Here is a 26,985-nt window from a genome sequence, read left to right as displayed (position 1 = left end):
GCGGGGCTCAGCAGTCCTTCGGGGTGGTGGAGGGCGTCGGCGCGGGACCGGTCAGTGCGGCCAGGGCCTGGTCGGCGTCCTTCTTGCTGGTCAGGGCCGTGAACGTGGTGCCGATGAGCAGGTCGACCTCGGTGGCCGACTTACGGGTGTCGGTCTTCAGCTGGGCCCCGGCGAGCTGGGTGCCGAGCACGGGGAGGGCGGCCTGGGCGGCCGACTTCGCGCCGAGCACTATTCCGGCTCCGGCGATCTTCTTGTCGTAGGCCTTGGGCGCGTTGCCGACGTCGCCGATGCGGAAACCGCGCTTCCGCAGCTCGTCGGCGGCCTGCTTGGCGAGGCCGCTGCGGGGCGTGGCGTTCAGGACGTTGACGGTGATCCCGTTGGGCTTGGGCAGCGTTCTGGGAGCCGTCGGCGCCGTCGCCTTCGGTGTTGCCCTGGTGGCGCAGTCCGACTTCGGTCCCGCGGCCGTGGCCTTGCTGCCGCCGCCGGTGAAGACGTCGATGAGCTGCAAGGTGCCCCAGCCGATCAGGCCGAGGGCGGCGACGGAGGCCACGAGTCCGAGCACGAACCTGCGGCGCCCCCGGGGTCGGCGCATCCGCGGGTACTTGTCCCCCGTGATGCGGTACTGGCCGCCCATTCCGGGGGGAGTCAGCATGCTCATGGGCGCAGCGTAGTGGGCCCGGGCGGTGATGCCTACTAAATGATCATTGACCCGGCCGCAGTACTACCCGAAAGGGCCAATAAGCGTCGCGAGGAAGGCCGTCAGGCCGTCCGCCGGTGTATTCGCCGGTGCTTCCGTCAGTCCATTTCGAGGACGCGGGCGTGCAGTACCTGGCGTTGCTGGAGGGCCGCCCTGACCGCGCGGTGCAGACCGTCCTCCAGATACAGGTCGCCCTGCCACTTCACGACGTGCGCGAAGAGGTCGCCGTAGAACGTCGAGTCCTCGGCGAGGAGGGTTTCCAGGTCGAGCTGGCCCTTGGTCGTCACGAGCTGATCGAGGCGGACCGGGCGCGGCGCGACGTCCGCCCACTGCCGGGTGCTTTCCCGGCCGTGGTCGGGGTACGGCCGGCCGTTTCCGATGCGCTTGAAGATCACACGGAAAGCCTACCGGTCCAGACGTTCCGGGCGCAGCCATGGAGACGGAGTGCGACGCTGGAAAAGATGCCGTAAAGCGGGGCAAAACGGAAGAGGGGCCCGACATGAGCGACAGTGAGACCGTGCCATCGGCCACCACGGGGGCCGCCACGGGGTCCTTGCCACCGGCAAACGCGCCCGACTCGCCACCCCGCGCGCCTGGGAGCGCTCCCGCGCTGCCCCGGCCGGCCCTGGAGATCGCCGCCGGGTACGCGTTCACCGGCCCGGCGCTCGATCTGGGTGCCCTGCTGTGGGACGGGACGTGCCTCCCGGACGCCCAGATCCGGATCCCGCTTCCCATGCTCAACCGGCACGGTCTGGTCGCGGGCGCCACCGGCACCGGTAAGACCAAGACGCTCCAGCTGATCGCCGAACAGCTCAGCGCCCAGGGTGTGCCCGTTTTCCTGGCCGACGTGAAGGGCGACGTCTCCGGGATCTCCGCACCGGGCACGATGAACGACAGGGTCGGGTCCCGTGCCGCCGAGGTGCACCAGCGGTGGACGGCGACCGGATTCCCCGCCGAGTTCTACGCCCTCGGCGGTCTCGGCCACGGCATCCCGGTGCGGGCCACGATCACCAGCTTCGGCCCGCTGCTGCTGTCCAAGGTGCTCCAGCTCAACCAGACCCAGGAGCAGTCCCTCGGCCTGGTCTTCCACTACGCCGACCAGAAGGGGCTGGAGCTGGTCGACCTGAAGGACCTGCGGGCCGTCGTCGCCTTCCTCACCTCCGACGAGGGCAAGGAGGAACTGAAGGGCATCGGCGGACTGTCGACGGCCACGGCCGGGGTGATCCTGCGTTCCCTCACCGCCTTCGAGGCGCAGGGCATGGCGGACTTCTTCGGCGAACCTGAGTTCGACACGGCCGAGCTGCTGCGCATGGCGCCGGACGGGCGCGGCACGGTCTCCGTCCTCGAACTGCCCGCCGTACAGGACCGGCCGCAGCTGTTCTCGACCTTCCTGATGTGGCTGCTGGCCGACCTCTTCCACGACCTGCCGGAGGTCGGCGACGTCGACAAGCCCAAGTTGGTCTTCTTCTTCGACGAGGCGCATCTGCTCTTCAACGACGCGTCGAAGGCCTTCCTGGACGCGATCACCCAGACCGTGCGCCTCATCCGCTCGAAGGGGGTGGGCGTCTTCTTCGTGACGCAGACGCCGAAGGACGTCCCCGCCGATGTCCTCGCCCAGCTCGGCAACCGCGTCCAGCACGCGCTGCGCGCCTTCACCCCGGACGACCAGAAGGCCCTCAAGGCCACGGTGAAGACCTTCCCTAACTCGGCGTACGACCTGGAGGAACTGCTCACCGGCCTCGGAACGGGCGAGGCGGTCGTCACCGTCCTGAGCGAGAAGGGCGCCCCGACACCGGTCGCCGCGACCCGTCTGCGCGCCCCCGAGTCCCTGATGGGGCCGGTCGACGCGGCGGTCCTGGACCAGGCGGTCAGGGCCTCGCGGCTCCACGACCGTTACGCACAGGCTGTGGACAGAGAGTCGGCGTACGAGAAACTGGCGGCGGCGAAGCCCTCCGCCGGTGCCAGGGGCCCGGACGAGATGACGCCCGCGAAGCCCGATGCGCCCAAGGCACCCCATGCGTCCAAGGCGCCCAAGGAAGAGCGGTCTGTCGTCGAACAGGTGGCGGGCAGTGGCATGTTCAAGTCCCTGGCCCGTTCCCTCGGCACCCAGATCGGCCGGGAGATCACCCGCTCCCTCTTCGGCACCGCGCGGCGGGGACGGTAGTCACCGGGACCCCGCCCCCGCCGCCCGGTCAGCGGCCCGGCTCCTTCGGGGGCCGCTGCGGCTGGGCTTCCTTGGGCTGCGGTTTCGGTGCGTTGCGTGCGGCCTCGGCGCGCAGCAGGGCGCGCAGAACCGCGTAGGGGTCGATCGCCATGTCGGTGTTCCTTGTCCCGTGTGGCGTACTGGGCTTACCGGGCGTACTGACTGATGGACCGGGAGGAGCCGGTCCGTCAGCAGCGCAGGACGACCGAGCGCAGTACCACCGGGCGCAGGGCGAGCGTGGGCCGTGGCGGTGCGGGGAGCGGCCGGGCCGTCGCCGCCGACGGGCGCCGTACGGACGGTGGGCGGGGCGCGGGCCGCAGAGGTACGACGGGACGGTGGCCGTACCGGCCCGGCGGGCGCGGGGCGGTGTCGTGGACGTCGTACTCGGCGGCCGTACCGCTCGAAACGACCGACTCGGCGGTTTCGGAGTGCGCTGCCGTGCCCGGCAGGAGCAGGGCGAACAGCGCGAGCAGCGGGACGAGCACCCGGAGCCAGGCAGCCGGGCGCACGGCGTACGAGGTGTACGGGGTGCGCGCGGCGGGGCTCATGGGAGGTCATCTCCCCGCGACGGGCGCGGGGCCGATCACTCCGGCCCGAGATCCGCCCGCTCGGCCTACCGGCGGGCCCGGTCCGGCCGCCGCCTACTTGCCGGAGGCCTTCGCGGCCTTCGCCGCCGCCTTCATCTCCTGCTTGTGGGCACGGACCTTGGCCAGGGACTCGGGGCCGGTGATGTCGGCGACGGAACGGAAGGACTTCGGTTCGCCGTAGGCGCCGGCGGCCTCGCGCCAGCCCTTGGGCCGGACGCCGAGCTGCTTGCCGAGGAGGGCCAGGAAGATCTGGGCCTTCTGCTTGCCGAAGCCAGGCAGGTCGGTGAGGCGCTTCAGCAGTTCCTGGCCGGTCGCCGCGTCCCGCCAGACTCCCTCGGCGTCACCGTCGTAGTGCTCGACGAGGTACTGGCAGAGCTGCTGGACGCGCTTGGCCATCGACCCCGGGTAGCGGTGGACGGCCGGCTTGTCGGAGAGGAGCGCGGCGAAGGCGTCGGGGTCGTACGCCGCGATCTCGTGCGCGTCGAGATCGTCGGCGCCCAGGCGTTGGGCGACGGTCGCGGGCCCCTTGAACGCCCACTCCATCGGCACCTGCTGGTCGAGCAGCATGCCGGTCAGCGCGGCGAGCGGGCTGCGGCCGAGGAGTGCGTCGGCCTCGGGGTCCTGGGCGAGGTGGAGAGTGACGTCCATGGGTCGATCATGCCCCGATCGGGGCCGGGTCGCCCGGTCGCCCGGTCGCCGGGTCTCCGGGGCGCCCGGTCGTCGGCTACGGCTGCCAGTACCCGAGCCCGTGCACCCGCTGCTTCGGCAGCCCCGCCTCCTTGCGGAAGTAGCTGGTCAGGGAGCGGGTCGTGGCCGTGTCGCAGGCTATCCAGACGTACGGGTCGGCGGTGTGCCCCAGGAGGTCCGGGAAGGCGGAGCGGACCTCGGAGACCAGGTGGGCGCCCGCGTCCTTGCGGGGGACCGGGCGGAGGTCGTGGTGGCCGGGGACGGTGCGGAAGGGGTAGCCGTCGGTGCCGTGGTCCGACTCGAACCAGATCGTCGCCGGGGCCGGACCCAGCGCGTCCAGCAGGGAGTTGAGCGCGGGCAGCGATGCCGGGTCGCCGATCGCGAAGACGTGCGAGGGTTCCGGCTGGGGCCGCGTGAAGCCGGTTCCCTGGACCGTCGCCTCGATGGTGTCCCCGGGCTTCGCCGCCCGCGCCCAGTCGCTGGCGCATCCGTCGTGGAGCGCGAATTCGAGGCTGAACGTGCCCGCCTCCGGATCCGGGCCGACCAGTGTGTACGCCCGCTGGTGCGGCTTGCCCGCGTTGTCGAACCACAGCCGGACCCACATCGTGGGGTGGACGCCGGTGGCCGAGAGCATGCCCCCGTCGGTGAGGTGGAGACGCCGGTAGTGCGGCGTGACGTCCTCGGCGCCCGTCACGGTGAACACGAAGTCCTTGCCCCGGAAGAGCTTGAGGACCGCGCCCTCCCAGCCGCGTCCCTGCCCCTGCCCCTGCGCCATGGCTTCTTCACCTCTCGCGTACGCTTCCCACACGACTTACTTAGGTAAGGCTAACCTAAAGCATAGTTTCAGACCGCGTGAGGACACAGATATGGCCACCGAGCTCTACCGCGACGCCTGGGGGATCCCGCATCTGCGAGCGGGCGACGCGTTCGAACTCGCCCGTGGCCAGGGGCGCGTCACCGCCCTCGACCGGGCCTGGCAGCTGGAGGTCGAGCGCCACCGCGCGCGGGGCACCTCGGCCGCGTTCCTCGGCGCCGAGGCGGTCGCCTGGGACGTGTTCGCCCGACGCGCCCGCCTCGACGACACCGCCCGACGCTGCTACGCCACCCTGGAGGAGCGGGACCCCGAAACCGCTTCCTGGGTACGGGCGTACGTGGAGGGGGTCAACGAGGGGCTGGCGGAGGTCGGTGAGGCGCTGACGCAAGGGGCCGCCGTCGCACCGGAGTTCGCTGCGGCACCGGAGTTCGCCGCGACCGGGCTCGCCCCCGGCCGCTGGGAGCCCTGGACCCCGCTCGGCGTCTGGCTCGCCACGCACATCCTGTTCGCCGGATTCCCGGCCAAGCTCTGGCGCGAACGGGTCGCGGCTCATCTCGGCGCCGACGCCATCGCCCTGTTCGCCACCGACGGACCCGGCACCTCCGGCAGCAACGGCTGGCTGGTGAGCGGCGAACGGTCGGTCACCGGGCTCCCGTTGATCGCGGGCGACCCGCACCGCTACATCGAGGCACCCGGCGTCTACCAGCAAGTCCGGCTGTCCTGCCCCGAGTTCGACGTCGTCGGCCTGGCCGTCCCGGGCGTTCCCGGCATCGCCCACTTCGGCCACACCGGCACGGTCGCCTGGGCCATCACCAACGCCATGGCCGACTACCAGGACCTGTACGAGGAGCGCGTTCGGCGCACGGGAACTCCCCTTGCGGGCACGGGAGTCGAGGCCCTCGATCCCGATGGGGAGTGGCGGCCGGCCGACGTGCACATGGAGGTCGTCGAGGTCGCGGGCGGCGAGCCGGTCGAGGTGGAGGTGATCGAGACCGGGCGGGGACCGGTGGTGATCGGCCCGGACGAGCGCCCCCACGAGCGCCCTGACGGGCTCTCCGGTCGGCGCTCCGGTGATCATGCAGAAACGATTAGTCTGCGTTACCCGCCCCGCGTCACCGGCGACCTCGGCTTCTCCGCCCTGCTCCCCCTTCTCCGCGCCCGCCGCGTCGCCGACATCGACCGTGCCGTCGACCTGTGGGCCGAGCCCGTCAACGTCATTCAGGCCGCCGACACCGAGGGCGGGCTGCTGCACCGGGTCGCGGGCCACGTCCCCGTCCGCGCCGAGGCCAACCGGACCCGGCTCGTGCGGGCCTGGGAGCCCGGTCACGAGTGGCAGGGGCGGCACGAGACGCCGTACGGCACCGTCGACGACGGCCTCGCCGTCATGGCCAACCAGCGCGGCCCCGCGACCCCGCTCGGCGTCGAGTTCGCGCCGCCGCACCGGGCGGCCCGGATCCGCGCCCTGCTGACGGAGAAGGACCAGTGGTCGGCGGCCGACCTGCCCGCCCTCCACATGGACACCCACCTGGCCTCCGCCGCCCCGCTCCTCGACCTCCTCGCCGCCCTGGACGGCCTGACGGTCGAGGAGGCGGCCCTGCGCGACCAACTCCTGCGCTGGGACCGCCGGATGGACGCCGACAGCACACGGGCGGCGTCGTACGCGGCCCTGCGCTCCGCCGTCGTACGCCGCCTCGCCGCCCACCCGGCCTTCGCCGCCCTGGCCGCCCCGGCCGCCTGCCCGGAGGTCTTCCGCCCCTGGCTCGCCCTGCTCCCCCGGATCGGCTTCGCGCTCGAAGGGCTCCTGAAGGCACGGGAGTTGTACGGGATCGACCGTGCGGCCGCAGTGAGGGAAGCCCTTGCCGAGGTGGCTGCCGAGCCGACGACCGGCGCGGTCACCTGGGGCGAACGGCACCGCCTGTCCCCCTGGCGGGTCCCGGCCACCTCCACTCACTCCACTCACTCCACGCATTCCGCGCACGACGAGCCCGGGCTCTCCGGCGACCACGACTGCGTGCTCTGCACGTCGTCCGTCCCGGGGCTCACCGACCTCAGCGCGCGCGGGCCCGCCGCCCGGTACGTCTGGGATCTGGCCCGGCGCGAGGACAGCCTCTGGGTGGTGCCCTTCGGCGCCTCCGGGGTCCCGGGCTCCGCCCACCACCGCGACCAACTCCCCCTGTGGACAAGGGGGGACCTCGTCCCGGTCGTCACCGACTGGGCGCTGCTGACGCGGGAGCACCGCCCGGCGAGGCTTTCGAAGCCGTCGTACGCGGCCCGTGCCGCCCTGCACGAGCAGATGGCCGACGGGTTCGGGACCGTGCGCGTGCTGCGGCTCGACCCGGTCGCCGACGCCGGTGTGGTGCACGGCTGGGTGAGCGAGCCCCGGGCCGGATTCTGGGGCATGAACGGGCTCAGCGAGGAGCAGGTAGGCGAGATCTACGCCCACTTGGACACCCTCGACACCCATCACGCCCACCTGCTGGTGCAGGACGGTACGGCGGTCGGGCTCCTCCAGACGTACGAGCCCGCGGCCGACCGGGTGAGCGAGTGCTACGCCGTCGAGCCCGGCGACATCGGCGTACATCTGCTGCTCGCGCCCGCCGGGGCGGAGGGCGGGCGGCCCGGGTGGTCGGCCGCGCTGATGGCGGTGCTGGCGGAGTACGTGCTGGTCGGGCTCGGGCGGCGGCGGGTCGTGGTCGATCCCGACGTGGCGAACGAGAAGGCCGTCGCCCGGTTCCTGCGGCAGGGGTTCGTGGCCGGGCCCGTCGTCGTCCTGCCCGAGATCGACCTGCCGGACGTCTACCTGCCCGAGAAGCGCGCCCAACTGGCCTTTCTCACCCGCGAGGTAGCTTTTCCCGGGTGACTTCGACCTCAGGACAGCCGACACGTCCGACACACCCGGCAGGACACGCAACAGGACGCCCGGCAGGGCATCCGACGCCCGCCGATCTGATCGCCCACTACGGGCTGGAGCCGATCCCGCGGGAGGGCGGGCTGTTCCGGCGTACGTGGGCGGGGCCCGAGCGGGCCGACGGGCGGCCGGAGGGCTCGGCGATCGTCGCGCTGCTGACCGCCGAGCCCGGCGACTTCTCCGCGCTGCACCGGCTGCCGTCGGACGAGGTCTGGCACTTCTACCTCGGCGATCCGCTGGAACTGCTGCTCCTCGCGCCGGACGGCACCTCCCGGACGGCGCTGCTCGGACCGGGTCTTCTGCACGGCCAGGAGCCGCAGCTCACCGTTCCCGCCGGTACCTGGATGGGCGCGCGGGTCGTGGAGGGCGGCGGGTGGACGTTCTTCGGGTGCACGATGGCGCCCGGGTTCACGTACGAGGGGTACGTGCACGGGGACGCCGTCGAACTGGCCGCGCGTTATCCGGCCGAGGCGGGTCGTATCGGGGCACTGTGTCGCCCATGAGGTCTTCCGTGAGGTCGTCCATGAGGTCATCCGTGAGCCCTGCGGGTCTTCTCGCCGGTCAGGTCGCCCTGGTCACCGGGGGCGGTGGTGGGGTCGGGCGCGGGATCGCGTTGCGGTTCGCGGCGGAGGGGGCCGCCGTCGCCGTGCACTGCCGGACGTCGGACGAGGGTGCGCGGGAAGTGGCCGCCCGGATCGAGGAGTCGGGCGGACGGGCCGTCGTAGTGCGGGGAGATCTCACCGTCGAGGACGAGTGCCGGCGCGTGGTGCGGGAGGCCGCCGAGTGGGGTGGCGGGCGGCTCGACGCGCTGGTGAACAACGCGGGTGTGCAGCCGGTGCAGGAACTGGCCGGGATGACGGTCGCGGACTGGCGGGCCGTCGTCGACACCAACCTCCTCGGCGTCTTCGCCTGCACGCAGGCCGCGGCTGAGGTCATGCGCGAGCAGGACGGCGAGGGAGAGGGAGAGTGCGGGGGCGGGGGCGGGGCCGGGGGTGGGCGTGGGGGCAGTGTCACGCACATCGCGTCCATCGAGGCCGCGCACCCGGCGCCCGGCCACGCCCACTACTCCGCCTCGAAGGCGGCGGTCGTGATGCACGCCCGGTCGGCGGCTCTGGAGTACGGGCCGTACGGCATCCGAGTCAACACCGTCTCGCCCGGGCTCATCGACCGGGAAGGGCTGGCCGATGCCTGGCCGGAGGGGGTCAGGCGGTGGCAACGGGCGGCGCCCGTAGGGAGGTTGGGGCGGCCCGAGGACGTCGGTGACGCGTGCGTGTTCCTCGCCTCCCGGCTGGCGTCCTGGGTGAGCGGCCACGACCTGGTCGTGGACGGCGGGGTCTCCGCCCGTCCCACGTGGTGAAGGCCACGGCGAATACGGTTCCGGTGGGGTGAGCGGGGCGTCAGGATCGTCCGTACGTATACGAGAGCCGAAAAGTCCCGAAGACGGAGAAGGTACGTGGGCCGACTACGGAACGAAGGGCGCGACGAGCGACGAGCCGCAGGAGGCGAGCGCACGGGAATCGGCGAGTGGACGGAGATCGGCGAGCGGACGGGCGCAAGCAGCCTCCGGGGAGGAAGGTACGGCCGGGGAGTTCAGCGGCTGGCGCTGCTGGGCACCCTGTTGGTCCTGTTCCTCCTCGCCGGCGGGGCGGGTACCGCGTCCGCGCACGCCGCTCTCCGCGACACCGACCCCCGGGACGGAAGCGTCCTCAAGTCCGCGCCCCGGCAGGTCACCCTGACCTTCACCGAGTCCGTCGCCCTGCTCGACGACTCCTTCCGCCTCTTCGACCCCGGCAGCCGACGCGTGAGCACCGGCGAGGCCGAGCATGTGGACGGGCGGTCCGACGAGGTGCGCGTCAGCCTGCCGGGGGGTCTCGGCGAGGGCACGTTCACCGTGGCCTGGCGGGTCGTGTCGGCGGACAGCCACCCCATCTCGGGTGCCTTCACCTTCTCCATCGGCGAGCCTTCCGCGACCCCGGCCGCGATCGACACCGGCCCCACCGAGAACGCGGCCACCAGCGCTCTCTACGACATCGTCCGCTACCTGGCGTACGCGGCCCTGGCGTTGCTCGTCGGCACGGTCGTCTTCGTCCTCCTCTGCCGTCCGTCGAGCACGGACCCCCTGCGCAAACTGGTCCTGACGGGCTGGTGGACCCTCCTGGCGGCCACCCTCGCCCTGCTCCTGCTGCGCGGCCCGTACGAGGCCGGCACCGCACCCGCCGGCGCCTTCGACCTGTCCACCCTGGAACGGACCATGACCAGCAGGCCCGGCCTGGCACTCCTGGTCCGGCTCGCTCTGCTGGCCGCAACGGCCGTGCTGCTGACCGTGGTTGCGCGGCGAGGCCGACGTGCCGAGGACGAGACGGGCGAGCGCGGGAAACCGGTACTGCTCGCCGCCGGGGGTGTGCTCGCCCTCGGTCTCACACTGACGTGGGCCGCCGCCGAACACGCGTCGGCCGGTATCCAGGTGCCGGTGGCGATGGCGTCCTCGGTGCTGCATCTGCTCGCCATGTCCGCCTGGCTCGGCGGCCTCGCGGCCCTGCTCACCCTGCTCCAGGCGCCGGAGCCGCTCCCGGCGTCCACCGTCGCCCGCTTCTCCCGGCTGGCCTTCGCCTCCGTGGCCGTCCTGACCGTCACCGGCGTCTACCAGGCCTGGCGCGGCCTCGGCTCCTGGGACGCGATCACCGGTACGTCGTACGGCCGCATCCTGATCGCCAAGATGTGCGCGGTGGCGCTGCTGCTGGTGGCGGCCGGGTTCTCGCGCCGGTGGACGGGGCAGTCGCTGGTACCGGAGGCGGAGGCGGAGGCGGTGGAGGCGCAGACGCAGGCGAAGGTCGCGGGACGGGTGCCGGAGACGGTCGGCGGTCCGGCGACGCGGTCCGGCGCGGGCGACGCCGACGGTCCCGACGACGGCACCTCGGGCGACGGCACCTCGGGCCACGACATCTCGGCTCGCGAGGCCTCGGCTCGCGAGGCCTCGGATCACGAGATCTCCGGCCGGATCTCCGACGGCGGATCCCCGGATGACGAGTCCTCAGCTGACGGATCCTCGGACCACGTGCGTGCCTCCTACCGGCGTCGGCTCCGTCGTTCCGTGCTGGTCGAAGTGGCCGTCGGGATCGCGGTGTTGGTGATCACGACCGTCCTGACGACCACCCTGCCGGGCCGGGCCGCCGCCGAGGCGGCGGAGGCCGCCAAGGACGCGCCCGTACCCGGGGTGATCAGCGCGTCCACGACGACGATCCCCTTCGACGTCGGTACGCCGGGCGGCCACGGCAAGGTGCAGATCACTCTCGAACCCGGCCGGGTCGGCGAGAACAGTGTGCAGGCGGTGGTGTTCGGCCCCGACGACGGTTTCGCGGTCGTCCCCGAACTCCGCATCTCCTTCTCGCTCCCCAGCAAGGACATCGGCCCGCTCAACGCCGAAGTCACCGACCTGGGCGGCTATTGGGGCACCAACACCCTCAACCTGCCGATCGCCGGCACCTGGACCATGAAGGTGACGATCCGGACGTCGGACGTGGATCAGGTGAGTGTGTCCCGGAAGGTGAGGATCAGCGGCTGACCGGACGGGTCCGGGCCTGCCGGGAGCTGTCCCCGCCGTGGTCGTGCCGACGCGGAACCACACCGCCAGGACGATCGGGTACACCAGATAGCCGAACCGGGTGGCCGGTATCAGGCACATCGCCAGGCCCAGGCCGACGGCGAGCCGGTCGGCCGCCGCGCGGACCGTGTGCGGCGGCCGGACCACGAGGGAAACGGCCACCGCGACAGCGCTCGCGACCAGCAGGGCGACCGCGAGGACGAAGCCGCCGGGGACGTACTCCGCGAGCAGATGTCCGGGCAGCGGGCTCGCCGCCGGGGAGCGGACGCCGCCCCTGCCCAGCGGGAACAGGACCACGTGCTCGACGAAGGCGTGGGGGTCGGCCAGGGCGACCGGCACGACGGCCGCCGCTGACGTCAGGAGAGCGGTCGCCGTAGCCCGTACGGCCGTACGGCGTCCCGCTGTGACGGCGATCAGGGCGAGGCCGACCGGGAGGAGGGGCCAGGCGGTCCACTTCAGGGCCGCGGCGGCGCCCATCGCCAGCCCGGCCGCGATCCCGGTTCCGACCCCGGCTCTGGGCCCGGCTCCGGGCCGGGCCCCGGAACCGACTCGGCCCGCCAGTGCGAGCCCCAGGCACATCAGCCCGATCACCGGCAGGTCCACCCCGCCGACGGCGAGGGGCAGGGCCACGGCCGGGAAGGAGAGCAGCAGGCCCGCAGCGGTGCGGGGAGAGCCGACCGCAGTGCGGCGCGAGCCGGTCGCTTCGGCTTTTCCGGGCGTACGGCCCCTGATCGTGGCGTACATGCACGCGGCGAATACCGGGCAGAACCACAGCCGGGCGTCCGCGAGCGGGGCCAACGGGGTGCCGCCCAGGAGTGCGTCGGGGAGGCCGAAGAGGGCCATGCCGGGCAGGTACGGGTTGTAGTCGTCCACGGTGGCGGGGTGGGGGGAGTACGGGCTGCCCGTGTGCAGCAGCAGAGCGCCCGAGTGTTCGACGACCCCCACCTCGGGCTGGGCCCGGCCGAGCACTGTGAGCAGTGCCAGGGGAAGCAGCACCGCGCCGACGGTGGCCGTGAGCAGTGCTGCCCGGCTCTCCCAGGGGCGCGGGGCCCGGGCGGCCAGGATCGCCGCCGTGCCGTAGCCGAGGGCCGCGCAGACGCCCCACACCCGGTGCGCGGTCAGGGTCGTGGCCGACGACAGACCGAGCGCGAAGACCGCGCAGGCCAGCAGGTGGACGACGTCCCAGCGGACCGGGGGCCGGGGTGGAGACGCGCTGCGGGGACCCGCGGTGCCCGTGGGCGCCTTGGCGGTGGTCGTGCTGGGCATGGGCGGGCTCCTGCCGGTTCCGGCTGACGGTGGAGTGATCTCGCCCGACGTGTCACCTGACATCGCACCTGACATCGCGCCTCACAGGCCATCCGACGTGTCACCTGACGTGCCGCCCGACGTGATCACCACCAATGTCGCTTCCGGGCCGGTCCGCCCGCCTCGGCCGAAAGGTCGGCGTTTGTGGTGGGCGGGGCGGCGCCCTCGGCCGAACGGCCGAGGAAAGGGCTTACTCCGACTGTTTGCCGTCTGTCTGTTAGCAAACCTTCACATCCGCATGTCCATCACGTTTCAGGAACGGCGGACGTCAGCTCTTGACGCATGGCCGGACATGGGGCTGTTATTGCCGCCACGATGTTCGGTCAAGTTGATTTCTGGTCGATTTAGATCAGCATGGGCTAAGCGTAGTCGTGACCTTGCTCCCCGTTTCGGGGGGTCTGTCCTCAGGAGTCGTCATGCACCACACACCCTCCGGTCTGTCCGTCCCCGGCCCGAGCCGCCGCACCCTGCTGCGCGGCATCGGCGGCGCGGCGGCGCTCGGCGCGGCCGTTCCGCTGCTGAGCGCCTGCGGCGACAGCGACTCGGGTTCCGACACGAAGACCGTCACCCTCGGCTCGAACTCGTCGGACGCCGTCCCGAAGAAGGCCTTCGCCGAGATCTACGCGGCGTTCACGAAGAAGACCGGCGTCAAGGTCGACGTGAACACCAAGGACCACAACACGTTCCAGGAGCAGATCAACTCCTACCTCCAGGGCACCCCGGACGACGTGTTCACCTGGTTCGCCGGCTACCGCATGCAGTTCTTCGCTGGAAAGGGCCTGGCCAGCCCGATCGACGACGTGTGGCAGAAGATCGGGGGCAACTTCCCCGACGCGATGAAGCAGCTCAGCAAGGGCGCGGACGGCAAGTACTACTTCGTGCCGCTGTACACGTACCCGTGGGCGATGTTCTACCGGAAGAGCGTCTTCAAGGAGCGCGGCTACGAGGTGCCCACCACCTGGGCGCAGTTCATCGCGCTGTGCAAGCAGATGCAGAAGGACGGCCTCGTCCCGATCGCCTTCGGCGACAAGGACGCATGGCCCGCGCTCGGCACCTTCGACCAGATCAACTTCCGTACCAACGGCTACGACTTCCACGTCGAGCTGATGGCCGGAAAGGCATCCTGGACCGACGCGAAGGTTCGCGCCACGTTCGACAACTGGGCTGAAATTCTCCCCTACAGCCAGGAGGGATCGACCGGCCGCACGTGGCAGGACGCGGCCCAGACCCTCGTATCGAAGAAGGCCGGCATGTATCTGCTGGGCACCTTCGTGGGCCAGCAGTTCACGAACGCGACCGATGCGGCGGACCTCGATTTCTTCGCGTTCCCGGAGATCGACCCCTCCTTCGGGCAGGACACGGTCGAGGCGCCGACCGACGGCTTCATGCTCAGCAAGTCCCCGAAGAACAAGGCCGGTTCGGTCCAGCTGCTGGAGTTCCTGGGCACCCCGGAGGCCGAGCAGATCTACCTCAAGGCCGACCCGAACGTCGTCGCCGCCTCCAGCAACGCCGACACCTCCTCGTACAGCGCCCTTCAGAAGAAGGCGTACGCGATGATCAGCGGCGCGAAGAACCTCACCCAGTTCATGGACCGCGACAGCCGCCCGGACTTCACCTCCACGGTGATGCAGCCCGCGCTGCAGAAGTTCATCCGCGACCCCAAGGGGATCGACAGCCTGCTCTCGTCCATCGAGCGCCAGAAGAAGACGATCTTCGCCTCCTGATGAGCACCTTCGATTCGATCCCCGTGGTCCCGGGGGCGGCCGACACGCCGCCCCCGGGCGGTACCGGTACGCCCTCGTCCCCGCAGAGCCGCAAGCCGGCCTCGGGCCACCGCCGGCTGCTGACCCGCCGTGACCGGGTCGCCCTCGGCTTCATGGCGGGCCTGCCGACCTTCCTGCACATCGCCCTCGTGTGGGTGACGGCCCTCGCCTCGATCGGGCTGGCCTTCACCACCTGGGACGGCATCGGCTTCGACTCCATCAAGTGGGTCGGGCTCCAGAACTTCCGTGACCTCTTCGCCGACAACCCGCAGTTCTGGCCGGCCGTCCAGCACAACGTCATCTGGTTCGTCGTACTCATCGCGATCCCGACCCCGCTCGGCCTGTTCCTGGCCGTGCAGCTGGACAAGAACATCCGTTTCAGCCGGGTCTACCAGACGGCCTTCTTCCTCCCGGTCGTGGTCTCCATGGCCGTCATCGGCTTCGTCTGGCAGCTGGTCTACAACCCGGACACGGGCCTGATCAACAGCCTGATCGGGGCCAACAAGCCCGGCCACTACATCGACTGGATCGGCGATCCGGACCTCAACCTCTGGGCCATCCTCGTGGCCGCCTCCTGGCGGCACACCGGCTACATGATGATCCTCTACCTGGCCGGCCTGAAGGGTGTGGACCCGTCCCTGCGCGAGGCATCCTCGCTCGACGGCGCCAACGAGTGGCAGACGTTCAAGAACGTCATCTTCCCGACCCTGCGGCCCACCAACACCATCGTCCTGGTCGTCACGATCATCGAGTCGCTGCGTGCCTTCGACCTCGTGTACGTCTTCAACAAGGGCGCCCAGGGCACCGAACTCCTGTCGATCCTGGTCACGAACAACATCATCGGCGAGTCCAGCCGCATCGGATACGGCTCAGCGATCGCCGTCGTCCTGCTGGTCATCTCGCTCGTCGTGATCATCCCGTACCTGATCAGCACCTTCCGGAAGGAGCGGCGGGCATGAGCGCTCCCACCCTGGCCGCGCAGGGGCCCGTGAAGGGGCAGCGCGCCCCCGTCCGCCCCGCGCGCGTGCTGCTGCACGTGTTCCTCGTCGTCACGTCGCTGGCCTGGCTGGCGCCGCTGCTCTGGGCGGTCTACGCGGCGCTGCGCCCGTACTCCGAGACCAGCACCAAGGGCTATGTCTCCTGGCCCGACAAGCTGAGCTTCGACAACTTCACGAACGCGTTCACGCAGTCGGACATGACGCACTACTTCGTCAACACGCTGATCATCGCCGTCCCGGCGGTGCTGCTGACGCTGTTCCTGTCGTCGATGGTCGCCTTCTACGTCAGCCGCTTCGACTTCCGCGTCAACCTGTTCCTGCTGCTCCTCTTCACGGCCGGCAACCTGCTCCCGCAGCAGGTCATCATCACGCCGCTCTACCGCATGTACCTGCTCATCGACCTGCCGGGGATCACCGCGTCCGGCAAGCTGTACGACTCCGCGCTCGGCCTCGTCCTCATCCACATCGCGTTCCAGTCGGGCTTCTGCGCGTTCGTGCTCGCCAACTACATGCGGATGCTCCCGCACGAGCTGACCGAGGCCGCGCTCGTCGACGGCGCGTCGGTGTGGCGGATGTACTGGCAGATCGTGCTGCCGCTGTGCCGCCCCGCGATGGCGGCCCTCGCCACCCTCCTCTCCATCTGGATCTACAACGACTTCTTCTGGGCGCTCGTCCTGATCTCCACCGGCGAGAACATGCCGATCACCTCGGCCCTCAACAACCTCTCCGGCCAGTACTTCACCGACCCCAACCTGGTCGCCGCGGGTGCGCTGCTGACCGCGATCCCGACGCTGATCGTGTACTTCGCGCTGCAACGGCAGTTCGTCAGCGGCCTGACCCTGGGCGCCAACAAGGGCTGAGCCTTTCTCCGCTCCCCGCCCTCTGTCCTCTGCTCTCCGCTCCTTCGCCCTCCGTAAGAACAGGAATGCCGACCGATGAAGCGCGAACTCGCTGTCCCCGGTATCGCGTACGGGGGCGACTACAACCCCGAGCAGTGGCCCGAGGAGGTCTGGGCCGAGGACATGCGGCTGATGCGCGAGGCCGGGGTCACCATGGTGAGCGTCGGCATCTTCTCCTGGGCGCTGCTCGAACCGGCCGAGGGCGTCCACGACTTCGCCCGCATGGACCGTCTCCTCGACCTCCTCCACGAGAACGGCATAGCCGCCGACCTGGCCACACCCACGGCAGCGCCGCCGGCCTGGTTCTTCCGCGCCCACCCCGAGGCGCTCCCGGTGGACAAGGACGGGCGCCGGTTGTCGTACGGCAGCCGCCAGACGTTCTGCCCGAGCAGTCCGGCCTACCGGGAGGCGGCGCTGCGGATCGCGGGCGCGCTGGCGGAGCGGTACGCGGACCATCCGGCGGTCGCGATGTGGCACGTCCACAACGAGTACGGCTGCCACAACCCCGCCTGCTACTGCGACGAGAGCGCGGAGTCGTTCCGCCGCTGGCTGCGGGCACGGTACGGGGACGACCTGACGGCGCTGAACAACGCCTGGGGGACCACCTTCTGGAGCCAGTGGTACTACGACTGGGCCGAGATCATCCCGCCCCGCGCGACGGGCGCGGTGCCCAATCCGACCCACCAGCTGGACTGGCGCCGCTTCTGCAGCGACGAACTGCTCTCGCTGTACAAGGCGGAGCGGGATGTGCTGAGGGCGGCGGCCCCCGGGACTCCCGCCACCACGAACTTCATGGTGATGTACAACTTCGACGCGCTGGACTACTGGCGCTGGGCCCCGGAACTGGACGTCGTCGCGAACGACCACTACCTCCGCTCGACCGACCCCGAGTCGGAGATCGACATCGCGCTGAGCGGCGACCTGATGCGGTCGCTCGCGGGCGGCCCCTGGTTCCTGATGGAGCACTCCACGGGTGCGGTCAACTGGCAGCCGGTCAACAGGGCGAAGACGGCGGGGGAGTTGCGCCGCAACGCGCTGGCGCATGTCGCCCACGGAGCGGACGGCATCGCGTACTTCCAGTGGCGGGCCGCGAAGGCGGGCGCGGAACAGTGGCACTCGGCGATGCTCCCGCACGCCGGCACCGACAGCCGCATCTGGCAGGACGTGGTCCAACTTGGCGCGGACCTGCGGGCGTTGGCGGAGGTGCGCGGCAGCACGGGCACGGCTTCGGTGGCCATCGTCTGGGACTGGGACGCCCGTTGGGCCCTGGAACTCCCCTCCCAGCCGAACGGCGAACTCCGCTTCCAGGATCTCGTACGGGACTGGTACGAGCCGCTGTGGCGGTCGGGCGTGGCGGTGGACTTCGTACGCCCGGACGCCGAACTGGACGGATACCGGCTGGTGCTGGTCCCGAGCCTGTACCTGGTCGACGACGAGGGTGCCGTGAACCTCACGGGCTTCGCGGAGCGTGGCGGCACGCTGGCCGTCGGGTTCCACAGTGGTGCCGTGGACGCCAACTGCCATGTACGGCTGGGCGGTTACCCGGGCGCGTTCCGGGAGGCGCTGGGTGTGCGGGCCGATGAACTGTTCCCCTTGCTGCCGGGGGAGTCGGTCGGACTCGGCGATGGCGATGGCGACAGTGACGGCACGGGAACCCTCTGGTCGGAGCGGCTGCGGCTGGAGGAACCGGGGGCGGAGGCGGTGCTGTCGTACACGGACGGTCCGTTGGCCGGGGTACCGGCGGTGACGCGCAACCCGGTCGGCGCGGGCGCCGGTTGGTACCTGGCGACCCGGCCGGACGCCTCGACGCTGGGCGCGCTGCTCGCCCGTATGTGCGCGGAGGCGGGTGTCGAGGGGGTGCGGGCGACTCCGGTGGGCGTGGAGGCGGTGGTGCGGCGGGGTCCTGACGCGGACTTCCTGTTCGTCATCGACCACGCCGGGCAGGGCGCCGAGGTCGCGGTGGCGGCCGGGGCGACCGAACTCCTCACCGGGGAAGCGCCGGCCGACGGCCTGGTGCGGGTTCCGCCGGGCGGGGTGGCGGTCGTACGGGAGCCGCGACTCCCGTAGCGGGCGATGTGGTGACACTCGGTCGGGGGAACGAGTTCGCGCGGCAGTGGAAGCAGAAGTGGAAGCGGAAGCGGCCACTGGGCACACGCCACCGGAGCGCAGGTCCCGGGTTGCGGTGCGCCCGTTTGCCGAACCGGCAACGCACCTCGCGTACACCGCACCCCCACCGCACGATTGCCGGTGACCGCCGACACGGCCGTCCATCGACGACGTACGGAGACCCCCCGTGCCGCATCCACCCCCGCACCCCGGATCTCACCCCATCGCCCACCACCCCGTCGCCCATCCCCTCACCCACCGGCTCGTCCCCTCCCCCGCCGGCCGTATCCACCTGGTCGAACAGGGCACCGGCCCCCTGGTCCTGCTGGTGCACGGGTTCCCGGAGTCCTGGTACTCCTGGCGACACCAGCTGCCCGTCCTGGCCGCCGCCGGATACCGTGCCGTCGCCATCGACGTACGCGGCTACGGCCGTTCCTCGCGCCCCGAGGCGACGAGCGCGTACCGGATGCTCGACCTGGTCGACGACAACGTCGCCGTCGTGCACGCCCTGGGGGAGAGTTCCGCGGCAGTCGTCGGCCACGACTGGGGCGCGACGATCGCCGCGACCTCCGCACTGGTCCGCCCGGACGTGTTCAGCGCGGTCGCGCTGCTGAGCGTGCCGTACAGCCCACCCGGCGGACCCCGGCCCAGCGAGGTCTTCGCGCACATCGGTGGCGAGGACGAGGAGTTCTACGTCTCCTACTTCCAGGAGCCCGGCCGTGCGGAGGCCGAGATAGAACCCGACGTACGAGGCTGGCTGGCGGGCTTCTACGCCGCACTCTCCGCCGACACCATGCCCGAACCCGGCGCCCCGGACCCGCACTTCGTGACGCGCGGCGGAAGCGGGAGCGGAATCGGAAGCGGACAGGGAACACTGCGCGAGCGCTTTCCCGGCCGCCCACTGCCGGCTTGGCTCACCGAACGCGAACTCGACTTCTATGCCGGTGAGTTCGAGCGCACCGGCATGAGCGGCGCGCTCGCCCGCTACCGCAACATGGACCGCGACTGGCAGGACCTGGCGGACGGTGGCCACACCGGGGCTCCCGTCACCCGGCCGTCACTGTTCATCGGTGGCTCCCTGGACGCCTCCACCACCTGGCTGGCCGGCGCGATCGACGCCCACCCGGTCACCCTCCCCGCTCTCACCGGCTCCCACATCCTCGAAGGCTGCGGCCACTGGATCCAGCAGGAACGCCCCGAGGAGACCAACGCGCTGCTGTCTGACTGGCTCAAGTCCCTTCCCGAGTAAGGGGGTTCAACACGCACCGGCTTGGAGCAGGGGCGGAACCCGAAGCCCGACAAAGCCCAGGGTCAGGGACAGGGCCAGGGAAGAAAATCGCCGCCGTTCGAGCGAGTGCCGGCCTAGAGTCGGCGCGGTCATCAGCCTTCGGAAGGGTATGTGAATGCGCGACGCGGCCGACTTGTTGGTGGAGACCTACGCCCTCGGCGCCGGGCAGTGGACGATTACGCCCGTCACCCGTGGCGCGCTGGGCCAGATCTGGAAGCTGTCCGGAAACGGTTCCTCGTGGGCGATCAAGGAACTCCTCTTCGGCTGTGACGAGGAACAGGTCCGCCGGGAGGAGGCGTTGCGGCAGGCGGCGGAGGACCGGGGAATCGCGTCGCCGCGGCTGATCCCCGATCGCCACGGCACGTACGTCTCCCGCCTTCCGCCTTCCTTCGGCGGGTCCTGCGTCAAGCTGTACGACTGGATCGACGGCACCACGGCGGACGCGTCCGACCCGGACACCCTGGACTGGTTCGGCCGCACCATGGCACTTCTCCACAGGGCGGGAGAGGGAGCCGTTGAGGCGCCGAACCCCTGGTACGAGCGGTGCCCCCAGGAGGCCGACTGGCAGGACCTGCACCAGAGGATCCACCGGGCCGGTCTCCCGTGGGCAGACGCACTTGGTCGGTTCATCGGCACCTCCGCCGCGGAGCTGGCGCGATGGGTGACTCCCTCCGACCCCGACGGTCTGGTGATGTCGCATCTCGACCTGCAACCGCAGAACGTGCTGGTCGGTGCGAACGGGCCGGTTCTTCTCGACTGGGACAACGCGGGGCCCGCCTCGGCGGAGGGCGAACTCGCACGTGCCGTGTACGTATGGGCGGGCCGCAACCGGATCGACCCCGACGCCGCCCGGCGGCTGGCCCGGTCCTATCGACGTGCCGGAGGCCCCGCGGCCATCAGGGGCCCGCAGTCGTTCTCGATGCTCTTCGCGACGGAGCTGAACTTCATCCAGGTGCAGGCCGAGTGCGCCATCGATCCGAGCGTGACCGCCGCGCAGCGAGAGTTCGCGAGCAACCGGGTGGTCGCCTCGCTGTGCGGTCTGCCCGATCCGGCGGTCGTCTCCCGGCTGGTCGAGGCTGTGGAGGCGGTGTGGTGATCGGCGGGGCGCGAGCCGTACCGCCCGGGTGACGGGTGACCCGCGTGGAGGGCCAGGACCACGCACCGGCTCCTGGATCTCGCCGGAGTGGCGAACCCATCGCGAACCCGGTGACTCACCGAACCCGCGCCGTCCCCCTCAGGAACCTCTCGTCCTCCCGGCGGACCCACCCCCGAGGCCCAGCCGCCCGCAGCACGACGTCGAGTACGTTCTCGGCCCGGGCCGCGTAACTGTGCGAGAACCAGGGCATGTTGGCCTCCACCACCGCCCACTGCTCGCGCCCGCCCCGGTCGGGATCCTGGACGAGGCCGACGTCGACGGTGACCGCGCTGGGCAGGGAGTGCCGTTCCGCGGTGAGGAGCCGGTCCGCGAACCGGCGTACCTCCGGCTCCCGTCGGTCTCCGTCGAGCGGCGCCGGATCGAGACGCCCGTACACCGCGTACCGGCTGCCGGTCACCACCTGGCCGTCGAGCACGAACAGGCGGTACTCGACGGCGAAGGTGACGATGTCCGACACCAGTACCGGTGTGTCGGGGCCCATGTCCTCGCCCGTACGGGGAAGACGCGAACCGTCGGCGTACACCGCCGCCGGGAACGACTTGGCGCTCGGCGGTTTGACGAACACCGGGTGCCGGACCTGCCGCGCCTCCGCGAGGGTCGTCAGTTCCACGCGCCGTGCCGTGAACTCCTCCGGCAGCGCGGCGAGCCAGCCGTCCGGCGGTTCCAGCAGCCCGAGGCCGAGTGCACCGGCGACCCACCGGTCGTACGCCAGCGGGCCCCCGTACCAGTGCACCGCCCGGTCCCCAGAACCGGACAGGCCACTCAGGGCCGACGGGGTGGCCAGTGACCGCGTCTCCATGCCCCGTCCGGCCGCCGCCTCCGCGAGCAGCAGCGTCGTACTGGTCTGCTGACCGGAAGTCAGGAACACCGGAACCGGCCCTCCGTCGCCGCCCATGACTCGGCCTCCCGCCTCCCCTTGCCTGTTACGTCCCGCCCGGGAACAGGTACTCCGTCACCCGCCCCATCCCCCAAACCTCGCCGATCTTGTGCCGGATGTCGAACAGATTGGCCGCGTGCACCCCCGCGTCCCGGTCGCCCACCGCCTCCTCGACCACCACCGGGACGAACCCGTGCTGCATGGCGTCGAGCGCCGTCGCGCGTACGCAGCCGCTGGTCGTCAGGCCGGCGATGAGGAGGGTGTCGATGCCGTGGGAGGTGAGATACGTGGACAGGGCGGTGCCGAAGAAGGCGCTCGGGTACTGCTTCGTCACCGTCAACTCCGTTTCTCTCGGCGCCAGTCCCTCGATGAAGTCGGCGTACGGGCTGCCCGCGACGAACGCCCGCAGGCTCGGCACCTTGCGGTAGAAGACGCCTCCGTCGCTGCCGTCGGGGCGCAGGAGCACGCGCGTCACGATCACCGGGACTCTGGCCCGGCGGGCGACGGACAGCAGCTCCCCCATGGCCTTGGCGGCGTCCTCCGCGCCCGCCCCCGCGTAGAGGGGGCAGGCCGGATCGACGTACGCCCGGGCCGGGTCCACGAGGAGGAGCGCGGGGGAGGTGCCAGGGGTCAACCGACCGCCCAGACCGGCGCGTCGGTAGTCGTCCTCGGCGTCGTCCGCCTCACCGGTTCCCGGGACCGGGTTCACGTCGAACTCCCCCTCCCCGCACGGGACTTCATCAGTGGCTGAATGCGCGTCCCGAAGTTCTCCAGGCCCTCCAGGAAGTCGTCGAAGACCAGCATGATGCCCTTCGTGCCGGTGACTTCGGCCACCTCGTCGAGCATCCTCGCCACGCTCTCGTAGGAGCCGACCAGCGTGCCCATGTTGAAGTTGACCGCGCCCTCGGGCAGCGCGATCGTCCGCGCCGTCGACGTTCCCGTGGACGTCGTGTCGGTGGCCGTCTCGCCCGCCATGTAGGCCAGCGCCGCGCGGTCGGCGTTGTCGTGGTAGTCCTGCCACTTGGCCTGGGCTTCCTCGTCCGTCTCCGCCGCGATGATCATGAAGAGGGAGAGGGCGCCCACGTTCCGGCCCGTCCGCTCCGCCTCCGCCACCAGCGTCGCCGTGCTGCCCGCCAGCGCCGTCGGGGTGTTGACGCCGCTGCCCAGGATGAAGTTGTACTCCGCGTGCTCCGCGGCGAACTTCATGCCGGTGCCGCTCTGGCCGGCCGCGACGATGTCGATGTGCCCGTCCGCCGGGCGCGGGGAGAGGACGCAGTCGTCCATCTCGTAGAACTCGCCCTTGAAGTTGCTGACGCCGTCGCGCCACAGGTCCTTCATCACGGTGACGTACTCGACGGCTCGCGCGTAGCGGTTGCCGAAGTGGTCGTCGCCGGGCCACAGGCCCATCTGGGAGTACTCGCCGGGCGCCCAGCCCGTCACGATGTTGATGCCGAAGCGACCGGGGGCGATGGAGTCGACCGTGACCGCCATGCGCGCCACGATCGCCGGGGGCAGCGCCAGGATCGGCGTCGAGGCGTAGAGCTTGATGCGGTCGGTGACCGCCGCCAGGCCCGCCATCAGCGTGAACGACTCCAGGTTGTGGTCCCAGAACTCCGTCTCACCGCCGAAGCCCTTCAGCTTGATCATGGAGAGCGCGAAGTCCAGGTCATGGGCCTCCGCCTTCTGCACGATCGCCTTGTTGAGTTCGAAGCTCGGCATGTACTGGGGTGAACTCTTCGAGATCAGCCAGCCGTTGTTGCCGATGGGGATGAAAACGCCGATGTCCATGCCACTCCTTGGAGAGATCCTCTGGGCGGATCCTCTGGACGGATCCCAGATGTGAAGTCCTCGACAGTCAGTTACGTTCAAAAATCAACTGTCCTTCAACGGCAGGCTACTTGGCCCTGATGACGGTGGAATGTCACACAACCTGCGCACGGAGCAAGGCTGTTGACGTCTCCGGGTGCCGGTGAAGGTGGCCAGAGGTGAACGTGAGATTCCTGCAAAGTCCTGCTTGAGGTGCCATTCGAACGGTAAAACTTCAAACATGAACGCACGGCTGGCACTGCTCGGCTCGGTGGACCCCGGTGTCGCCGAGAGCGAGGTCTTCCGGCTGGCCCTCCAGCACGCGGTCGCGGAGCTGGGCGCGCTCGGGGGAACGATTCATCTCCGGGGCCCCATGTCGGCGCTGCGGCTGGTGTCGGCCACCGGTCTGCCCACGGCCCTCACCGGTCCCTGGGAGATCATCGACCAGGAGGGCCCGCTGGCCCCCGCCCGTGCCCTGTACGAGGAAAGCCACGAGGGCCGCGGGGTGTGGATACCGGGCGTGGCGGCCGACCGTGCCGATCCCACGATCCCCATCTGCCCGTCGAGCGCGCCCATTCCGGGCAGCGGACTCGCCGCCGTGCCGGTCATCCGCCGCGACCGCAGCATCGGCGCCCTCACCGTCATCACCGGTGACAACCGTGAACCGACGTACGCCCACTGGCGGTTCCTGCGGGCCGTCGTCGCCTGGGCCGAGGAACGCATGGTCCAGGCGCCGTTGCCGGCCGGTCCCGTGCACTCGGAGATGAGCGGGGACCGGCTCCGCCAGGCGCTGAAGGAGGTCCGCGTCGGGTCGTGGGACTGGCACATCAAGAACGGCGAACTCATCTGGGACGAAGCCGCGATGGAGCTGTACGGCACCCGCCCCGAGGAGTACACCGCCCGCGTCGAGAACTGGATGCGCTGCGTCCACCCCGATGATCTGGGGCCGACCCTGGCCCTCGTCGACCAGGCGATCCGCGGCCACTCGGTGTTCGAGGCCGAGTACCGCGTACGGGCCTTCGACGGAACGTACGGCTGGCACCAGGCACGCGGCCGGGCGACGTACGACGAGCACGGCGAGCCCCTGCGGATGATCGGCATGGGCTGGGACAGCAACGAGTCGCGGACCGCCCGGGACGCGCTCAGCCGCGCCCTGCGGCACATGAGCGACGGGTTCCTCGCGGTCGACGACGCCTGGCGGATCACCTTCGCCAACCTGGAGGCCGAACGCACTCTAGGTCTCTCCGAGGAGGAGCTGTTCGGACGGGTCCTGTGGGACCTGCCGACCGTGCGGGAACTGCCCGATCTGGAGAGGCGCTGCCGGAAGGCCGCCGCCGAGGACAAGTCGGTCGGCTTCGACATACGCGTGCCCGGCACCGGTCGCCGCCACCATCTGCGACTGGTCCCGGGCCCCGACGGCCGCACCCTCTACCTCCAGGACGTCACCGAGAAGCGGCGGCACGAGGAGGAACGGCGGGCCGCCGAGTACGACGCCTCCGAACGCGCCGCCCGCATCGCGGAGTTGACGGCCGGGCTCGCCAAGGCGACGACCTCGCGGGACGTCGTCGACGTGGTCGCCCGGCGCGTACTGCCGCCGTTCGCCGCAGCCGGCCTCATCGTCCAGACCATCGAGGACGACCGCCTGCGCACCGTCGGATCCATCGGCTACGACGAGGGCTTCCTCAGCCGGATCAGCGACGCCCCGCTGACGCCGGGCTGGCCCAGCTGTGACGTGATCATCAACGAGGCCCCCGCGTTCTTCACGTCCCCGGAGGAGTTCGCCGCCCACTATCCGCCGCTGGCCCGACTGCCCCGGCACAGCGGCAAATCGGCCTGGGCGTTCCTGCCGCTGACCGCGTCCGGCAACACCTTCGGGGTCTGCTCGGTCAGCTTCGACCGCCCGCGTGGTTTCACCGACGAGGAACGCACCCTCCTCACCACGATCAGCGCCCTCGTCGCCCAGGCACTGGCCCGCGCCCGCCTCTACGACGACGAGCGCAGCCGCTCCCGCGAACTCCAACGCGCCCTGCTGCCCAGCGAGTTGCCCGACCTGCCCGCCTGCACGGCCGCCGCCCGCTACCTCCCCGCCGCCCAGGGCGTGGACGTCGGCGGCGACTGGTACGACATCATCCCGCTCTCCGGCGGCCAGGTCGCCCTCGTCGTCGGCGACGTCATGGGCCACGGCCTGCCCCAGGCGGCCACCATGGGCCGGCTGCGCACCGCCGTCCACACCCTCGCCGACCTCGAACTGCCCCCCGACGAGATCATGAGCCACCTCAACGACATCGTCGGCAACATGGGCGAGGAGTCGTACGTCACCTGTCTGTACGCCCTCTACGACTCCATCACCCAGACCTGCTCCATCACCCGCGCCGGCCATCCCCCGCCGGCCGTCGTGCACCCAGACGGCACGGTGTACTTCCCGGCCCTCACCGCCGACCCGCCCCTCGGCGCAGCCGAACCCCCCTTCGAAACAGTCGAGTTGAAGGTCCCCGACGGCAGCCTGCTGGTGCTGTACACGGACGGTCTGGTCGAGTCGTCGAAGCGGGAGATCGACGAGGGCATGGGCCAACTGGCCCACCTGTTAAGAGGAGCGTACGAGGCCGGCACCGAAGGCGACCTCGCAGGACTCTGCGACACGCTCACCGCGGGACTGCTCCCCGCCGAGCAGCCGAACGCGGACGACGCGGCTCTCCTCATCGCCCGCCTGCACGCCCTGACCGGCGACCGGGTCGCCTCCTGGCCGCTGCCCGAGGACCCGAGGGCGGCCGGACAGGCCCGCCGCCATGTCCGCGAACAGCTCTCCGTCTGGGGCCTGGACGACCTCACGCCCACCACGGAACTCCTGGCCAGCGAGCTGGTCGGCAACGTCGTACGGCACGCCAAGGGACCCGTCCAACTCCGGCTGCTGCACGGCGCCGAGCTGATCTGCGAGGTATTCGACGGCAGCCTGACGATGCCTCGTATCCGCCGGGCGACGGAGACGGACGAGGGCGGCCGAGGGCTGCAACTGATCACCGCGCTGTCCCAGCGGTGGGGGACGCGTTACACGCCCACCGGCAAGTGCATCTGGACGGAACAGGCACTTCAGCCCCCGGTGGGCGGGCAGGGCGAAGCGCCCGGTGACGCGATGGAGCTGATGTTTCTGAACCCCGGCGACTTCGACGACCTGTCGGAGCTGAGAGGGCTCGGAGACCTGAACTGAGCCCTCTCGCCGGGTAGTTCCACAGCCGGGTGACTGGGTGACTGCGTGGCCGGGTGGCCGGTTGGCGTCACAGGCCCGCGCCCCT

The 26,985-nt window shown here is 70.9% G+C and carries 21 protein-coding genes and 1 pseudogene; 12 read left to right on the top strand and 10 right to left on the bottom strand.

All coding sequences use genetic code 11. From position 1 onward, the window contains the following. Positions 1–7 precede the first annotated feature (7 nt). Both OG595_RS20040 and OG595_RS20035 read right to left on the bottom strand, forming a co-directional pair. Positions 8–658, bottom strand: a complete 651-nt coding sequence (locus OG595_RS20040) for a LytR C-terminal domain-containing protein (protein ID WP_329273813.1) — start codon at positions 656–658, stop codon at positions 8–10. 137 nt (positions 659–795) lie between these two features. Then, entirely contained in the window at positions 796–1,092 is a 297-nt protein-coding gene (locus tag OG595_RS20035) for a type II toxin-antitoxin system VapB family antitoxin (RefSeq protein WP_006377352.1), read from the bottom strand. Between the two features lie 104 nt (positions 1,093–1,196). On the opposite strand from OG595_RS20035, the gene OG595_RS20030 reads away from it, so the two are divergent. After that, entirely contained in the window at positions 1,197–2,861 is a 1,665-nt protein-coding gene (locus tag OG595_RS20030) for a helicase HerA-like domain-containing protein (RefSeq protein ID WP_329273812.1), read from the top strand. A gap of 28 nt (positions 2,862–2,889) precedes the next feature. Here OG595_RS20030 and OG595_RS20025 read toward each other — a convergent pair whose 3' ends face one another. From OG595_RS20025 to OG595_RS20010, 4 genes are all read right to left on the bottom strand, one after another. After that, positions 2,890–3,012 (bottom strand): hypothetical protein, encoded by a 123-nt coding sequence (locus OG595_RS20025; RefSeq protein WP_329273811.1) that lies wholly within the window; start codon positions 3,010–3,012, stop codon positions 2,890–2,892. Between the two features lie 76 nt (positions 3,013–3,088). Then, entirely contained in the window at positions 3,089–3,448 is a 360-nt protein-coding gene (locus tag OG595_RS20020; RefSeq protein ID WP_329273810.1) for a hypothetical protein, read from the bottom strand. A gap of 93 nt (positions 3,449–3,541) precedes the next feature. Beyond that, positions 3,542–4,135: an HhH-GPD-type base excision DNA repair protein gene (locus tag OG595_RS20015; protein ID WP_329273809.1), complete on the bottom strand. Its 594-nt coding sequence runs from the start codon at positions 4,133–4,135 to the stop codon at positions 3,542–3,544. 76 nt (positions 4,136–4,211) lie between these two features. Continuing rightward, a complete protein-coding gene (locus OG595_RS20010) occupies positions 4,212–4,949 on the bottom strand; it encodes a siderophore-interacting protein (protein WP_329273808.1) in 738 nt (245 codons plus the stop codon). A 91-nt stretch (positions 4,950–5,040) separates the two neighbouring features. On the opposite strand from OG595_RS20010, the gene OG595_RS20005 reads away from it, so the two are divergent. The 4 genes from OG595_RS20005 (at position 5,041) to OG595_RS19990 (ending at position 11,458) form a co-directional block, all read left to right on the top strand. After that, complete coding sequence (locus OG595_RS20005) at positions 5,041–7,848, top strand: GNAT family N-acetyltransferase (RefSeq protein WP_329273807.1); 2,808 nt, start codon at positions 5,041–5,043, stop codon at positions 7,846–7,848. An 86-nt stretch (positions 7,849–7,934) separates the two neighbouring features. Further along, the gene (locus OG595_RS20000) at positions 7,935–8,399 is read left to right on the top strand and encodes a cupin domain-containing protein (RefSeq protein WP_329283059.1); all 465 of its coding nucleotides are present in this window, start codon (positions 7,935–7,937) and stop codon (positions 8,397–8,399) included. A 20-nt stretch (positions 8,400–8,419) separates the two neighbouring features. After that, the gene (locus OG595_RS19995; RefSeq protein ID WP_329273806.1) at positions 8,420–9,253 is read left to right on the top strand and encodes an SDR family NAD(P)-dependent oxidoreductase; all 834 of its coding nucleotides are present in this window, start codon (positions 8,420–8,422) and stop codon (positions 9,251–9,253) included. Positions 9,254–9,349: 96 nt separating this feature from the next. Beyond that, entirely contained in the window at positions 9,350–11,458 is a 2,109-nt protein-coding gene (locus OG595_RS19990; RefSeq protein ID WP_443073086.1) for a copper resistance CopC/CopD family protein, read from the top strand. Positions 11,459–11,626: 168 nt separating this feature from the next. Here the strand turns inward: OG595_RS19990 and OG595_RS19985 are convergent. Further along, positions 11,627–12,340 (bottom strand): annotated as a pseudogene (locus tag OG595_RS19985) (glycosyltransferase 87 family protein); the annotation flags it as partial. Between the two features lie 878 nt (positions 12,341–13,218). Here OG595_RS19985 and OG595_RS19980 point away from each other — a divergent pair. From OG595_RS19980 to OG595_RS19955, 6 genes are all read left to right on the top strand, one after another. Continuing rightward, positions 13,219–14,526 carry an ABC transporter substrate-binding protein gene (locus tag OG595_RS19980; protein WP_329273805.1) on the top strand — a complete coding sequence of 436 codons (1,308 nt, stop codon included), beginning with the start codon at positions 13,219–13,221 and terminating at the stop codon, positions 14,524–14,526. Beyond that, positions 14,526–15,524 (top strand): carbohydrate ABC transporter permease, encoded by a 999-nt coding sequence (locus OG595_RS19975; RefSeq protein ID WP_329273804.1) that lies wholly within the window; start codon positions 14,526–14,528, stop codon positions 15,522–15,524. The genes OG595_RS19980 and OG595_RS19975 overlap by 1 nt, the downstream gene beginning before the upstream one ends. Next, positions 15,521–16,423, top strand: coding sequence for a carbohydrate ABC transporter permease (locus OG595_RS19970; protein WP_329273802.1), 903 nt, complete (start codon positions 15,521–15,523; stop codon positions 16,421–16,423). The genes OG595_RS19975 and OG595_RS19970 overlap by 4 nt, the downstream gene beginning before the upstream one ends. Positions 16,424–16,498: 75 nt before the next feature. Then, complete coding sequence (locus OG595_RS19965) at positions 16,499–18,529, top strand: beta-galactosidase (protein ID WP_329273801.1); 2,031 nt, start codon at positions 16,499–16,501, stop codon at positions 18,527–18,529. A gap of 226 nt (positions 18,530–18,755) precedes the next feature. After that, complete coding sequence (locus tag OG595_RS19960) at positions 18,756–19,817, top strand: alpha/beta fold hydrolase (protein WP_443073085.1); 1,062 nt, start codon at positions 18,756–18,758, stop codon at positions 19,815–19,817. 154 nt (positions 19,818–19,971) lie between these two features. Then, positions 19,972–20,952: a phosphotransferase enzyme family protein gene (locus OG595_RS19955; protein ID WP_329273800.1), complete on the top strand. Its 981-nt coding sequence runs from the start codon at positions 19,972–19,974 to the stop codon at positions 20,950–20,952. Positions 20,953–21,067: 115 nt separating this feature from the next. Here the strand turns inward: OG595_RS19955 and OG595_RS19950 are convergent, their stop codons facing one another. The 3 genes from OG595_RS19950 to rutA are packed head-to-tail and all read right to left on the bottom strand — an operon-like array spanning position 21,068 to position 23,677. After that, positions 21,068–21,907, bottom strand: coding sequence for an ATP-grasp domain-containing protein (locus OG595_RS19950; RefSeq protein ID WP_329273799.1), 840 nt, complete (start codon positions 21,905–21,907; stop codon positions 21,068–21,070). A 28-nt stretch (positions 21,908–21,935) separates the two neighbouring features. Then, positions 21,936–22,598 carry an isochorismatase family protein gene (locus tag OG595_RS19945; RefSeq protein WP_329273797.1) on the bottom strand — a complete coding sequence of 221 codons (663 nt, stop codon included), beginning with the start codon at positions 22,596–22,598 and terminating at the stop codon, positions 21,936–21,938. Beyond that, the gene (gene rutA / locus OG595_RS19940; protein WP_329273795.1) at positions 22,595–23,677 is read right to left on the bottom strand and encodes a pyrimidine utilization protein A; all 1,083 of its coding nucleotides are present in this window, start codon (positions 23,675–23,677) and stop codon (positions 22,595–22,597) included. The genes OG595_RS19945 and rutA overlap by 4 nt, the downstream gene beginning before the upstream one ends. A 259-nt stretch (positions 23,678–23,936) precedes the next feature. Here rutA and OG595_RS19935 point away from each other — a divergent pair, with 259 nt between their 5' ends. After that, on the top strand, positions 23,937–26,900 hold the full coding sequence (locus OG595_RS19935) for a SpoIIE family protein phosphatase (protein WP_329273794.1): 2,964 nt from the start codon (positions 23,937–23,939) through the stop codon (positions 26,898–26,900). Positions 26,901–26,985 lie beyond the last annotated feature (85 nt).

The organism is Streptomyces sp. NBC_01451 (genome assembly GCF_036227485.1).
Classification (GTDB): Bacteria; Actinomycetota; Actinomycetes; order Streptomycetales; family Streptomycetaceae; genus Streptomyces.
The sequence above is the reverse complement of the archived record's forward strand: the minus strand, read 5'-3'. Positions and strand labels throughout refer to the sequence as shown.

What these genes read in the sequence shown, in the direction of transcription:
- OG595_RS19980 (WP_329273805.1), top strand. Translation starts at nt 13,219, where the DNA reads ATGCACCACACACCCTCCGGTCTGTCCGTCCCCGGCCCGAGCCGCCGC.
- OG595_RS20025 (WP_329273811.1), bottom strand. Translation starts at nt 3,012, where the DNA reads ATGGCGATCGACCCCTACGCGGTTCTGCGCGCCCTGCTGCGCGCCGAG.
- OG595_RS19955 (WP_329273800.1), top strand. Translation starts at nt 19,972, where the DNA reads ATGCGCGACGCGGCCGACTTGTTGGTGGAGACCTACGCCCTCGGCGCC.
- OG595_RS19995 (WP_329273806.1), top strand. Translation starts at nt 8,420, where the DNA reads ATGAGGTCATCCGTGAGCCCTGCGGGTCTTCTCGCCGGTCAGGTCGCC.
- OG595_RS20040 (WP_329273813.1), bottom strand. Translation starts at nt 658, where the DNA reads ATGAGCATGCTGACTCCCCCCGGAATGGGCGGCCAGTACCGCATCACG.
- rutA (WP_329273795.1), bottom strand. Translation starts at nt 23,677, where the DNA reads ATGGACATCGGCGTTTTCATCCCCATCGGCAACAACGGCTGGCTGATC.
- OG595_RS20015 (WP_329273809.1), bottom strand. Translation starts at nt 4,135, where the DNA reads ATGGACGTCACTCTCCACCTCGCCCAGGACCCCGAGGCCGACGCACTC.
- OG595_RS19975 (WP_329273804.1), top strand. Translation starts at nt 14,526, where the DNA reads ATGAGCACCTTCGATTCGATCCCCGTGGTCCCGGGGGCGGCCGACACG.
- OG595_RS20020 (WP_329273810.1), bottom strand. Translation starts at nt 3,448, where the DNA reads ATGAGCCCCGCCGCGCGCACCCCGTACACCTCGTACGCCGTGCGCCCG.
- OG595_RS20005 (WP_329273807.1), top strand. Translation starts at nt 5,041, where the DNA reads ATGGCCACCGAGCTCTACCGCGACGCCTGGGGGATCCCGCATCTGCGA.
- OG595_RS20010 (WP_329273808.1), bottom strand. Translation starts at nt 4,949, where the DNA reads ATGGCGCAGGGGCAGGGGCAGGGACGCGGCTGGGAGGGCGCGGTCCTC.
- OG595_RS19950 (WP_329273799.1), bottom strand. Translation starts at nt 21,907, where the DNA reads ATGGGCGGCGACGGAGGGCCGGTTCCGGTGTTCCTGACTTCCGGTCAG.
- OG595_RS19970 (WP_329273802.1), top strand. Translation starts at nt 15,521, where the DNA reads ATGAGCGCTCCCACCCTGGCCGCGCAGGGGCCCGTGAAGGGGCAGCGC.
- OG595_RS19965 (WP_329273801.1), top strand. Translation starts at nt 16,499, where the DNA reads ATGAAGCGCGAACTCGCTGTCCCCGGTATCGCGTACGGGGGCGACTAC.
- OG595_RS20030 (WP_329273812.1), top strand. Translation starts at nt 1,197, where the DNA reads ATGAGCGACAGTGAGACCGTGCCATCGGCCACCACGGGGGCCGCCACG.
- OG595_RS19935 (WP_329273794.1), top strand. Translation starts at nt 23,937, where the DNA reads ATGAACGCACGGCTGGCACTGCTCGGCTCGGTGGACCCCGGTGTCGCC.